Origin of the sequence: Erythrobacter sp. (assembly GCF_023653175.1) — a bacterium.
In the GTDB taxonomy this organism is placed as follows: Bacteria; Pseudomonadota; Alphaproteobacteria; order Sphingomonadales; family Sphingomonadaceae; genus Erythrobacter.
Map to the genome: position 1 here is coordinate 1 of NZ_JAMNXL010000115.1, position 11,408 is coordinate 11,408.

Sequence of the window (11,408 nt, forward strand, 5' to 3'; positions counted from 1 at the left end):
CAGCAGCTTTTCGGTGAAGGGATCGCCGACCTGCACCGTGGGCCGCTTGGCCTCGGCATCCTCGCCGAAGTCCGCCGACGCCATGGTAGCGCCGTGAATCCCGTCGCGCCCGGTCTTGCTGCCGACATAGACGATCGGATTGCCGAGCCCGGTCGCGGCGCTGTAAAAGATCTTGTCCTGATCGGCGACGCCGACGGTCATCGCGTTCACAAGGATGTTGCCGTCATAGGCCGGGTGGAAATTGGTTTCGCCCGCCACGGTCGGCACGCCCACGCAATTTCCATAGCCGCCGATCCCCGCGACCACGCCCTGCACGAGGTGCTTCATCTTCGGGTGCTCAGGCCGCCCGAAGCGCAGCGCGTTGGCGTTCGCCATCGGCCGGGCGCCCATGGTGAAGACATCGCGCAGGATGCCGCCCACGCCGGTCGCCGCGCCCTGATAGGGCTCGATGTAGCTCGGGTGGTTGTGGCTCTCCATCTTGAAGATCGCCGCCTGATTGTCCCCGATGTCGATCACGCCGGCATTCTCGCCCGGGCCGCAGATCACCCAGGGGGCCTCGGTGGGGAGCTTCTTCAGGTGGATCCGCGAGGACTTGTAGGAGCAGTGCTCCGACCACATCACCGAGAAGATGCCGAGCTCCACCAGATTGGGCTCGCGGCCCAGCGCGGAAAGGACACGCGCATATTCCTCAGGGGACAGGCCGTGCTGTTCGACGATTTCGGGGGTGATGGCGGTCATGAGCGGGACTCCTTGGCGAGGCCCCCTAGATCACCATGCCGACGTCGCCAAGCCGCCGCGTCGGCGGAACCAGCGATTCTCCCCGACCCACGCGGCCAGAACCGTCAGCAGCGCAAAGGCGACAAGGGCCTGAATGTAGAGGAACGGCCCGGCGGCGGCAGGGTGGGGGGCGAACCAGTTGACCGTCTGCAACACCAGCATCACGGCCACGAGTACCAGCGGAGGGCCTGCCGGCCCCCGGGTGCGGGCAAGATAGAAGGCAAAGGCACCGAAGGTCAGCCCCAGCTCCAGCGGCATCGCCACCCACGGCATGTTCCACAGCCCGAAGCCCAGCTTGGGCGGCGTCCCGTCGAGCGTCAGGTCGGGGACGTGGACCAGCAGATCGAGCACCCAGTGCGATAGCACCACCATCCCCGCCAGCACGCCGAGGCGCAGGCTGCGGCGATAGATCGCGACCACGCCGAGAAACGCCGCCGCCCAGACGCCCGCGCCCAGCAGGCTGTGGGTATAGGGCATATGGTGCAGATCGAAGGGCACCATCACGCTCGCCTTGGGGTCGATGCGCATCGCCTCGATCCCGAACAGGGCGAGGGTGAAGAACGCCCAGTCGACCAGCTGCGCGGCCACGAACATCGCCCCCAGCCGAGGCCGCTCGGGACTGACCGCGGCGGCGACGAAAGCGGGGGCGAAGTGGCCGATGAACATGTTAGCCGACAGGTGGCACGAGCGGCGCGGCCGGGGCGAATTTCAGCACCGCCCAGCACGCGATCGCACTCGCCGCGCCCGTCACGAAGGCGCCCCACAGGATGTCGAGCACCGAGATGTGCGTCGCCCACACTTTCATCACCGCCTGGCTGGTCAGATCGAAGGTCGCATAGCACAGCGCGCCCAGCAGGATGCCGTTGAGCATCGCCGCCTGCACCCCGCCGCCTTCAAGACCCGGGCGGATCGCGAACCAGCAGATCCCGGCGATATAGATGAGATAGAAGGCCACCGCAGCCTTGGCGTTGAAGGTCTCGGCCATGATCTCGCCGATCACCGGCTTGTAGAGATTGCCTGCCGCCCAGCGCAGCCAGACGATGTCGAAGGCAAGGAAGGCCACGGCCGCAACGCCGTAGGCGATGATCCACTTCAGCAGCATGAAAGCGATAATCCTGTGTTGTTGATCCCGGCCCGCCGCGCGCAGCCTTGACCGCACCGCTGCGCCCCGTCAATGCTCCGCGCCATGGACGAGGGCACTTCATCACCGGCAGCGGCAGCGCCGGACATTTCCGACATGAGTTTCGAGCAGGCGCTGGCCGCGCTCGAGCAGATCGTGCAGCAGCTCGAGCGCGGCGACGTGCCGCTCGACCAGTCGATCAGCCTCTATGAACGCGGCGAGGCCTTGCGAGCAGCGTGCCAGCAGCGTCTCGATGCGGCGCAGGCGCGGATCGAGCGGATCGTGACCGCCGCCGATGGCCGGGCGACCGGCACCCGTCCTTTCGATACGGAGGGCTGAGACGATGTTGGTAGAGGCAACCGGCAGCCTGCTGGCCGAGGAAATCCGCCGCGTCCAGTCCGAGATCGATTCGCTGTTCGACGCGTTGCTGCCCGTCCCCGATGACACCAGCGCGCGTCTGGTCGAGGCGATGCGCTATGCCGCGATCGGCGGGGGCAAGCGGGTGCGCCCGCTGCTCGTTTGCAGCACCGCCGCGCTGTTCGGCGTCTCGCGCGATGCCGCCCTGCGCGCAGGTGCGGCGATCGAGGCGATCCATGTCTATTCGCTGATCCACGATGATCTGCCCTGCATGGACAATGACGATCTGCGCCACGGCAAGCCCACCCTTCACAAGGCCTATGACGAGGCGACCGCGGTGCTGGCGGGCGACGCGCTCCACGCGCTTGCCTTCGAGATCCTCGCCGATGATTCCACCAGCGAGGACCCCTTCACCCGGTCCGAACTGATCCTGACCCTCGGGCAGGCATCCGGCATGAGCGGCATGGCGGGCGGCCAGATGATGGACATGGTCGCCGACGAAGAAGGGGTGGTCTACGATCTGCAGGCGATCACCCGGCTCCAGCAATTGAAGACCGGCGCGCTGCTGGCCGCCGCAGTTGAGATGGGCGCGATCCTGGGCAAGGTGCGGCCCGAGGCCCGCATGCATTTGCGCGCCTATGCCCGCGATATCGGGCTCGCCTTCCAGATCGCCGACGATCTGCTCGATGTCGAAGGCGATATCGACAAGGCCGGCAAGGCGCTGCGCAAGGACGAGAGCCAGGGCAAGCAGACCTTCGTCACGCTGATGGGCATCGACAAGGCCCGCGAACAGGCGCGCGCGCTTGTAGATCAGGCGGTGCTGCGGCTCGCCTCCTACGGCAGCGAAGCCGATGTTCTGCGCGCGCTCGCCCGCTTCATCGTCGAGCGCGATCGTTAATTCGCAACACAGGGGAGAGGGTCGATGGCGTTCCGGCAGTGCATTCAGGAAGAGAGCCGCGGCGGCGTGACGATGCGGGTGCATCGCTATGTCGAGAAGAAGATGGTCGCGCGCGGCATCCCGACCGGGGTCGAGGGCCAGCTGCACTATATTGCCGAGCCGACCGAGGTGCACCAGCTCGAGATCGAGCTCAATAATGGCGCGGTGCTGATCCAGCCGGGCGCGCTGCAATATTCCTACGGCAACCTCAAGGTCGACGTCATCCAGCACGAGGCCAACAAGGGCTTCTTCGCCCGCGCCGCCGCGGCGGCCGCGACCGGCGAGAGCGCCCATGCCACCCGCTACAGCGGCTCGGGCACCATCTGGTGCGAGCCGGTGCGCCGCCATTTCATTCTCGCGACCATGGACGGGCCGCAGGACGCGCTTCTGCTCGACGACAAGGCATTCTATGCCTGCGCGGCGGAGATTTCGCTCTCCACCCACATGCACGCCTCGATCCAGGGACTGTTCTCGGGCAATGGCCTTGCCCAGCCCAAGATCACCGGCGCCGGCGTGTTTGCGGTCGAGAGCCCGGTGCCGGTTTACGAGATCGACGAGATCGCCGTGAAGCACGGGCAGGAAGTCGTGGTCGATGGCGATTTCATGCTGATGTATTCGGCCAGCCTCGATGTGGGCATCGGCCCGCTGGTGTCGGGCCTGCGCAGCGCGCTGCGCTCGGGCGAGGGCTTTGTCTACAAGCTGCGGGGCCAGGGTAGCGTGTGGGTTACGCCTTCGTCGCGGATCGCCTGAAGGCTGCGCGCGGGACAATGGGAGAGAACACAGGATGACACGCCGCGTCGGGATCTATCCCGGAACCTTCGATCCCATCACATTGGGCCATGCCGACATCATCCGGCGCGGGTCCAATCTCGTGGACTGGCTGATCATCGGGGTCACCACCAATATCGCGAAGAACCCGATGTTCACCGATGCCGAGCGCATGGCGATGGTCGAGCGCGAGGTGGCGACGCTTGGTCTCGGCAATGTTGAGGTGGTCGGCTTCAATGCCCTGCTGATGGACTTTGCCGAGGCGCAAGGGGCCTCGGTGGTGATCCGCGGCATTCGCGGCGTCACCGACTTCGAATACGAATACCAGCTCACCGGCATGAACCGGCAGCTCAATGACCAGATCGAGACTATCTTCCTGATGGCCGATGTCGCGCTGCAGCCGATCGCCAGCCGGCTCGTCAAGGAAATCGCGATCTATGGCGGCGACATTGCCAAGTTCGTCAGCCTCGAGGTGTGCAAGGACGTGATGGCGCGCGTGCGCGAGCAGGGGATGAAGGGCGATTCCTGAGCGCAGGTGCGCCGCCCTCATCTGCATGTCCTTCATTCATTGCAGTGACAGTCCGGCGAGGCTACACGCCCGTCACAATCCGGATGGAACCATGATCAAAGCCACGCTTGCCTCTACCCTTGTCGCCATTGCGCTGCTTGCCAGCCCCGGCGCTGCTCACGCGCAGCAGCCGAAGGACGATACCCCGCCGGTGGCCTTCGGCGAGAACACCGACAAGCCCGACGAGGACGAGGTGCCCGCCGCCGCGCGCAGCTATGCCGTGATCAATTACGATCCCGCGGTCGATCCCGAGAACATCTGGGTGCTCGACCTGTCGAACGGCCAGCGCGTCAAGGCGCGGCTGATGGCCGACTGGGCCCCGGGCCATGTCGAGCGCATCAAGACCCTGACCCGTGCGGGCTTCTACGACGGGGTGGTGTTCCACCGCGTGATCGAGGGCTTCATGGCCCAGGGCGGCGATCCGACCGGCACGGGGCAGGGTGGCAGCGAGCTTCCCGATCTCAAGGCCGAATTCAATCCCATGCCCCACGTGCGCGGCACGCTCTCGATGGCGCGCGCGGCCGAGGAGGACAGCGCCAACAGCCAGTTCTTCATCGTCTTCTACCCGCGCTTCAGCCTCGACAAGAAATACACCAATTTCGGCCGGGTGATCGAGAACATGGAAGCGGTCGACGCGATCGTCCGTGGCGAGCCGCCTGCGACTCCGACCTATATCGTCCAGGCCTCGATCGCGGCCGACGGCAAGGCCCCGCCGCCGCCCGCTCCGGCGACCGATGACGCGCCGGTGACCCTCGATATGCTGAACGCTGGCTCGGGCAAGTAAAGGCCTTCCGCCGCCCGCGCCTTCCCGCTAGGCGCGCGCCCCATGAAGGTTGACCTGTTCGATTTCGAGCTTCCGCCCGAGCGCATCGCGCTGCGCCCGGTGCGCCCGCGCGATGCAGCGCGGATGCTGGTGGTGCGTGGGGGTGATGCGCCGTTCGAGGATCGCGGTGTGCGCGATCTGCCGCAGCTGCTCTCGCCCGGCGACGTGCTGGTCTTCAACGACACCCGCGTCATCCCCGCCCAGCTCGAAGGTCGCCGCGCCGGGGGCGAGGCGAAGATCGGCGCGACCTTGCACAAGCGGATCGATCTGCGCCGCTGGCAGGCCTTCATCCGCAACGCCAAGAAAGTGAAGATCGGCGACCAACTGGTGTTCGGCGGGGGCGTCACGGCCCTTGCCGAGGCGCGTCACGCGGACGGCTCGCTGACCCTGTTGTTCGAAGGCGAGGAGCCGGTCGAAGTCCTCCTGACCCGCGCCGGCACCATGCCGCTTCCGCCCTATATTGCCTCCAAGCGCGGGGTGGATGAACACGACCTCGCGGATTACCAGACCATGTTCGCGCGCGAGGAAGGCGCTGTTGCCGCGCCGACGGCCTCGCTGCACTTCACCCCGCGGCTCGTCGAGGCCATCGACGCTGCCGGGATCGGGCGCGCGATGCTGACGCTGCATGTCGGGGCGGGCACCTTCCTCCCTGTAAAGGCCGAGGATACCGACGACCACCAGATGCACGCCGAGTTCGGCCGCATCTCCGCCGAGACCGCCGACCTGCTCAACGCCGCGCGCGCCGCGGGGGGCCGGATCATCGCGGTCGGCACCACCTCGCTGCGCCTGCTGGAGAGCGCGGTCGACGAGAACGGCGTGATCCGGCCCTTCGCAGGCGATACGGCGATCTTCATCACCCCGGGCTACCGGCTCAAGGCGGTCGACGGGCTGATGACCAATTTCCACGTGCCCAAATCGACCCTGATGATGCTGGTGAGCGCATTGATGGGGCGCGAGCGGATGGTGGCGGCCTACGAACATGCGATCGCGTCCGACTACCGCTTCTATTCCTATGGTGACTCCTCGCTGCTGCTCCCGTAACCGGAGCGCATGAGCGAACCCATCCTCTCCATTCGCGGCCTGACCAAGACCTACAGGAACGGCCCGCGCGCGCTCGACAATGTCGATCTCGACATCAATCCGGGCGAGATCTTCGCGCTGCTCGGGCCCAACGGCGCGGGCAAGACCACGCTGATCGGTGCGGTGTGCGGGTTGGTGCGGCCCACGGGCGGGACGATCACCGCCTTCGGTCATGATCTCGCGCGCGACTGGCGCCGCGCCCGCGCGCGGATCGGGCTGGTGCCGCAGGAACTGGCCACCGACATGTTCGAGACCGTGTGGCGCGCGGTCGCCTATTCGCAAGGGCTGTTCGGAAAGCCATACAATGCGGCGCGGATAGAGGAGATCCTCAAGAGCCTGTCGCTCTGGGACAAGAAGGACGCGCAGATCCGCGCGCTTTCGGGCGGGATGAAACGCCGCGTGCTGATCGCCAAGGCGCTGGCGCATGATCCTGAACTGCTGTTCCTCGACGAGCCGACGGCGGGCGTCGATGTGGAACTGCGCAAGGACATGTGGGAGCAGATCGCCGCGCTGAAAGAACGCGGGGTCACCATCATCCTCACCACCCACTATATCGAAGAAGCCGAGGGAATGGCCGACCGCGTCGGGATCATCCAGGGCGGGCGCATCCGCATGGTCGACGAGAAGCGCGCGATGATGGAGCGGCTCGGCACCACCGAAGCGGTGATCGCGCTGGCCTCGCCGCTCGCGTCGGTGCCCGAGTCGCTGGCGGGCTTCGGCGCTACGCTTTCCGAGGGCGGCACCCGCCTCACCTATCGCGGCGGCAACGGGGAGGGGAAGGGCCGCGCCGAAGTCGCGCAGCTCGCCCAGGCGCTGACCCGCGCCGGGATCGGCTTCACCAGCCTCGACATCCATGACAGCTCGCTCGAGGACATCTTCGTCGGCCTGCTCGGCGAGAGGGAGGCCGCGTGATGCACTTCAATCCGCGCAGCGGCTTTGCCATCTACCAGCGCGAGATGGCGCGCGCCTTCCGCACCGCTTTCCAGTCGATCCTTTCCCCGGTGCTGACCACCTCGCTCTATTTCGTGGTGTTCGGCAGCGTGATCGGCGCGCGCATGGAGCCGGTCGGCGGGGTGCCCTACGGGGCCTTCATCATCCCCGGCCTGTTGATGCTCACGATTCTCGGCGAGACCACCTCCAATGCGAGCTTCGGCATCTACATGCCGCGCTTCACCGGCACGATCTATGAACTGCTCTCCGCACCCGTGGGCGTGGCCGAAACGCTCGCGGGGTTCGTCGGGGCGGCGGCCACCAAGGGGTTGATCCTCGCCGCCATCATCCTCGCCACCGCGCGGCTTTTCGTCGAATACGAGATCGCCTACCCGCTGCTGGCGGCATTCTACATCATGCTGGTCGCGGCGAGCTTCGCGCTGTTCGGCTTCATACTCGGCATCTGGGCCGACAGCTTCGAGAAGCTGGGCATCATCCCGATGCTGATCCTCACCCCGCTGACCTTCCTCGGCGGCACCTTCTACTCGATTCGCGACCTGCCGCAGCCGTGGGACGCGGTCGCGCTCGCCAATCCGATCGCCTTTCTGGTGAGCGGGCTGCGCTATGCCTTCTACGGCGTGTCCGACGTGCCCATCGGCCTCTCGCTCGGCCTGACGCTGGGGTTCCTGACGGTCTGCACGATCATCATCGCGGTGATCTTCCGCACCGGATGGCGGCTGCGGGAGTAATCTATGTTAGTCCAACATTGCGCTGGCCTGACATGATGCACCACCGGACTGACATTAACGACCACACCTAGCTTCGTTCATTTCACAGACAATCCGCGCTTCCTAGCTCCTGTCCAACGTCGCACCTCCCGCGGCGATTAATCGAAGGACAGATAAGACATGAGGAAGCTCCTCTTCACATCGCTCGCGGCTGCCGGCGCGCTGGCGCTCCCCGCCGCCGCTCAGGCGCAGGACACCACCAAGGCCGACATCACCATCGGTGCCTCGGTCGGGATGCATGACCTCGGCGTCGACCTCGGCGATTTCGATGCTGACGACGGCGAGTTCGATGATTTCGACATCGACGACACCGCCGAAATCTACGGCGTCTTTGCCGCAGCCGACGTTCCGCTCGGCGAAAGCCTGTTCGCCGGGGTCGAGGGGAATTTCCACTTCGGCAGCGGCCCGATCGAGTCCGAATATGGCGTTGCCGGCCGACTCGGGTTCAGGACTGAAGGCGGCAGCAAAATCTACGCCCGCGGCGGTTACCAGTGGGTCGATCTCGACCTCGGCAACCTGACCGGCGTGGACGAGGATTTCCTCGACGAAAACGACATCGACGTGATGGATGTGGGCGGCGATTACCTTGTCGGCGTCGGCGTCGAAGTGCCGGTGAGCTCGGTGGTGCTACGCGCCAATGTCGATACCATCGCCTTCGACACGCTGCGCGGGACCGTGGGTGTCGGCATCAAGTTCTGACCAATGCCAGCTGTCCGGAGGGTCGGTCGATCGACCCTCCGGCAGACTCCCCCGGTCGATACGAAACAGCTGTTGGTAGGAGACAATCTGCTGATGAACAGACATGAACAGAAACTTTGCTGTTCGTTCATTGCGCAGCAAGTGGCTGATTCCTAATTGCTCGGGCAACCCGCCGCACCCCCTGCGGCAGGTTCAAGCAAAGGAAAATCAGAATGAAGAAGATCGCAATCACGACGATCGCAGCGTTCGGCGCGATCGCCCTGCCGACCGCCGCGCAGGCCCAGGACGCCGCCAAGCCGGAAGTCACCATCGGTGCGCAGGTCGGTCTCCATGACCTTGCCGTGGACGTCGATGACGCCGAATTCGAAGACTTCGACATCGACGAGAGCGGCGAGATCTACGGCGTCTTCGCCGCAGTCGACTTCCCGCTCGGTGAAACCCTGTTTGTCGGCGTCGAAGGCAACGCCAACCTCGGCTCGGGCCCGATCGATGCGGAATACGGCGTGTCGGGTCGCTTCGGTCTCAAGACCCAGGGCGGCAGCAAGATCTACGCCCGCGGCGGTTACCAGTGGGTCGACATCGACGCCGGCAACCTGATCAATGATCCCGATTTCGACGAGGACGATTTCGATCTCGACACCACCGCGGGTGACTACCTCGTCGGCGTCGGCGTCGAATTCCCGATCAGCAGCCTCGTGCTGCGCGCCAACGTCGACACCATCGCGTTCGACACGCTGCGCGGCACCGTGGGCGTCGGCATCAAGTTCTAAGCTTTACCGCTTGAACTGACTACCGAAGGGGCAGGGGGCACGAGGCACGTCTCCCTGCCCCTTTTGCTTGCCCCGATTCTCTTGCCGGAACGTGACAGCAAGGCCGAGGGCGGCTAGGGGCGCAGCCGCAATGACCCCGCCCCGCTTCTCTTTCACGCTCCACGCCACCAGCGGCAAGGCACGCACCGGCATCATCCGGATGCAGCGCGGCGAGATCCGCACGCCCGCCTTCATGCCGGTCGGCACCGCCGCCACGGTCAAGGCGATGAAGCCCGAGGCCGTGCGCCAGACCGGCGCCGATATCATCCTCGGCAACACCTACCACCTGATGCTCCGCCCCGGCGCCGAGCGCGTGGCGCGGCTCGGGGGGCTCCACAGATTCATGAACTGGCAGCGCCCGATCCTGACCGACAGTGGCGGCTATCAGGTGATGAGCCTCAGCGAGCTGCGCAAGCTGACCGAGCAGGGCGTGGAGTTCCGCAGCCACCTCGATGGCTCGCGGCACATGCTCACGCCGGAACGCAGTATGGAAATCCAGCGGCTGCTTGGCTCGGACATCGTGATGGCCTTCGACGAATGTCCCCGCGCCGACCGCCCGAAGGACGAGATCGCGACCTCGATGGAGCTCTCGATGCGCTGGGCGAAGCGCAGCCGCGAGGGCTTCGACAGCGGCGAGGAACACGCCGCCCGCGCCGCGCTGTTCGGCATCCAGCAGGGCGCGCTGCATGAAGACCTGCGCCGGATCAGTGCCGACAAGCTTACCGATATTGGTTTCGATGGCTATGCGGTCGGCGGCCTTGCCGTGGGCGAGGGGCAGGAGGCGATGTTCGGCGTGCTCGACTATGCGCCGGACATGCTCCCCGCCGACCGGCCGCGTTACCTGATGGGCGTGGGCAAGCCCGACGACCTCGTCGGCGCGGTCGAGCGCGGGATCGACATGTTCGATTGCGTGCTGCCGACGCGCTCGGGCCGCAACGGACAGGCCTTCACCTGGAACGGGCCGCTCAACCTCAGGAACGCGCGCCATGCCGAGGACACCGCGCCCCTCGACGAACGTTGCGGGTGCCCGGTCTGCACAACCTATTCTCGCGCCTACATCCACCACCTCGTCAAGTTGGGCGAGATGCTGGGTGCGATGCTGGTCACCGAGCACAACCTCAGCTTCTATCAGGCCTTGATGCAGGGCATGCGCGATGCCATTGCCGGGGATAGTTTCGCAAGCTTTACCATACAGTTCCGGGCGGACTACCTTAAGACCAAAGATTGAATTCGGCGTTCTGGCGCAAGGATCCGGACCTCCAGCACGATCCGGGCAAGAGCGCGGTGCGCGCTGCGATGCTGGCCGACATCGGCCGGTTTCTTGACGACGCCATGGGGGTGACGTAACCAGTCGAGGCGTTCTCGCGAAAGACGCACGAGGCTGCGGGGGAAACCCCGGACTGCCCGCAAGTCGGATAAGGAGACATCGCATGAAAATCGCTACCAGAATTGCCGCCGCTATGGCGCTGTTCAGCTCGTCGGCTGCCTTTGCCGCCGGTGCCGGGCCCATCGCTGAGGCTTGCTGTGCGCTGGGTGTATGCTGCGGCCTCGGCTGCTGCTGATCGCATTTGGTTCGATCTGATGGGGCCGGGGTGGTCGTTCGCGACCGTCCCGGCTTTTTCTTGCGTCCGCGTCAGGCGCGCCTTGTCCTAGTGGGTACAACAAGGCTCGACACCGCTGCATTCCTTCGCCAAACGGCGCGCATGGATAACCGAAGCGTGCGCATGCCCGATGACTGCCAGACCATGCCCG

15 protein-coding genes are annotated in these 11,408 nt (G+C 65.7%); 12 read left to right on the forward strand and 3 right to left on the reverse strand.

Annotated features, from left to right (window positions below; genetic code table 11):
• From NBV68_RS12785 to NBV68_RS12795, 3 genes are all read right to left on the reverse strand, one after another.
• On the reverse strand, nucleotides 1-738 hold a 738-nt coding region (locus tag NBV68_RS12785; protein ID WP_296310395.1), incomplete at its 3' end, for an AIR synthase related protein.
• Nucleotides 739-768: 30 nt separating this feature from the next.
• The gene (locus NBV68_RS12790; RefSeq protein ID WP_296310397.1) at nucleotides 769-1,443 is read right to left on the reverse strand and encodes a hypothetical protein; all 675 of its coding nucleotides are present in this window, start codon (nucleotides 1,441-1,443) and stop codon (nucleotides 769-771) included.
• Nucleotide 1,444: 1 nt separating this feature from the next.
• On the reverse strand, nucleotides 1,445-1,879 hold the full coding sequence (locus NBV68_RS12795) for a DUF2177 family protein (RefSeq protein WP_296310400.1): 435 nt from the start codon (nucleotides 1,877-1,879) through the stop codon (nucleotides 1,445-1,447).
• Between the two features lie 84 nt (nucleotides 1,880-1,963).
• Between NBV68_RS12795 and NBV68_RS12800 the strand changes: the two genes are divergently transcribed.
• The 12 genes from NBV68_RS12800 (at nucleotide 1,964) to NBV68_RS12855 (ending at nucleotide 11,003) form a co-directional block, all read left to right on the forward strand.
• Nucleotides 1,964-2,236, forward strand: a complete 273-nt coding sequence (locus NBV68_RS12800; protein WP_296310401.1) for an exodeoxyribonuclease VII small subunit — start codon at nucleotides 1,964-1,966, stop codon at nucleotides 2,234-2,236.
• A 4-nt stretch (nucleotides 2,237-2,240) separates the two neighbouring features.
• Nucleotides 2,241-3,152: a farnesyl diphosphate synthase gene (locus tag NBV68_RS12805; protein ID WP_296310403.1), complete on the forward strand. Its 912-nt coding sequence runs from the start codon at nucleotides 2,241-2,243 to the stop codon at nucleotides 3,150-3,152.
• A 24-nt stretch (nucleotides 3,153-3,176) separates the two neighbouring features.
• Nucleotides 3,177-3,941 (forward strand): AIM24 family protein, encoded by a 765-nt coding sequence (locus NBV68_RS12810; protein WP_296310405.1) that lies wholly within the window; start codon nucleotides 3,177-3,179, stop codon nucleotides 3,939-3,941.
• Between the two features lie 34 nt (nucleotides 3,942-3,975).
• Nucleotides 3,976-4,488 carry a pantetheine-phosphate adenylyltransferase gene (gene coaD, locus NBV68_RS12815; RefSeq protein ID WP_296310407.1) on the forward strand — a complete coding sequence of 171 codons (513 nt, stop codon included), beginning with the start codon at nucleotides 3,976-3,978 and terminating at the stop codon, nucleotides 4,486-4,488.
• 91 nt (nucleotides 4,489-4,579) lie between these two features.
• The gene (locus NBV68_RS12820) at nucleotides 4,580-5,311 is read left to right on the forward strand and encodes a peptidylprolyl isomerase (protein ID WP_296310408.1); all 732 of its coding nucleotides are present in this window, start codon (nucleotides 4,580-4,582) and stop codon (nucleotides 5,309-5,311) included.
• A 42-nt stretch (nucleotides 5,312-5,353) separates the two neighbouring features.
• Nucleotides 5,354-6,391: a tRNA preQ1(34) S-adenosylmethionine ribosyltransferase-isomerase QueA gene (gene queA, locus NBV68_RS12825; RefSeq protein ID WP_296310410.1), complete on the forward strand. Its 1,038-nt coding sequence runs from the start codon at nucleotides 5,354-5,356 to the stop codon at nucleotides 6,389-6,391.
• A gap of 9 nt (nucleotides 6,392-6,400) precedes the next feature.
• Nucleotides 6,401-7,342, forward strand: coding sequence for an ABC transporter ATP-binding protein (locus tag NBV68_RS12830; RefSeq protein WP_296310411.1), 942 nt, complete (start codon nucleotides 6,401-6,403; stop codon nucleotides 7,340-7,342).
• Nucleotides 7,342-8,109 (forward strand): ABC transporter permease, encoded by a 768-nt coding sequence (locus tag NBV68_RS12835; protein ID WP_296310412.1) that lies wholly within the window; start codon nucleotides 7,342-7,344, stop codon nucleotides 8,107-8,109. The genes NBV68_RS12830 and NBV68_RS12835 overlap by 1 nt, the downstream gene beginning before the upstream one ends.
• A 159-nt stretch (nucleotides 8,110-8,268) precedes the next feature.
• Nucleotides 8,269-8,847 carry a hypothetical protein gene (locus NBV68_RS12840; RefSeq protein WP_296310413.1) on the forward strand — a complete coding sequence of 193 codons (579 nt, stop codon included), beginning with the start codon at nucleotides 8,269-8,271 and terminating at the stop codon, nucleotides 8,845-8,847.
• Between the two features lie 212 nt (nucleotides 8,848-9,059).
• Nucleotides 9,060-9,617: a hypothetical protein gene (locus NBV68_RS12845; protein ID WP_296310415.1), complete on the forward strand. Its 558-nt coding sequence runs from the start codon at nucleotides 9,060-9,062 to the stop codon at nucleotides 9,615-9,617.
• Between the two features lie 130 nt (nucleotides 9,618-9,747).
• The gene (gene tgt / locus NBV68_RS12850; protein ID WP_296310416.1) at nucleotides 9,748-10,884 is read left to right on the forward strand and encodes a tRNA guanosine(34) transglycosylase Tgt; all 1,137 of its coding nucleotides are present in this window, start codon (nucleotides 9,748-9,750) and stop codon (nucleotides 10,882-10,884) included.
• Nucleotides 10,881-11,003, forward strand: coding sequence for a hypothetical protein (locus NBV68_RS12855; RefSeq protein WP_296310417.1), 123 nt, complete (start codon nucleotides 10,881-10,883; stop codon nucleotides 11,001-11,003). The genes tgt and NBV68_RS12855 overlap by 4 nt, the downstream gene beginning before the upstream one ends.
• The last annotated feature ends 405 nt before the right edge of the window (nucleotides 11,004-11,408 follow it).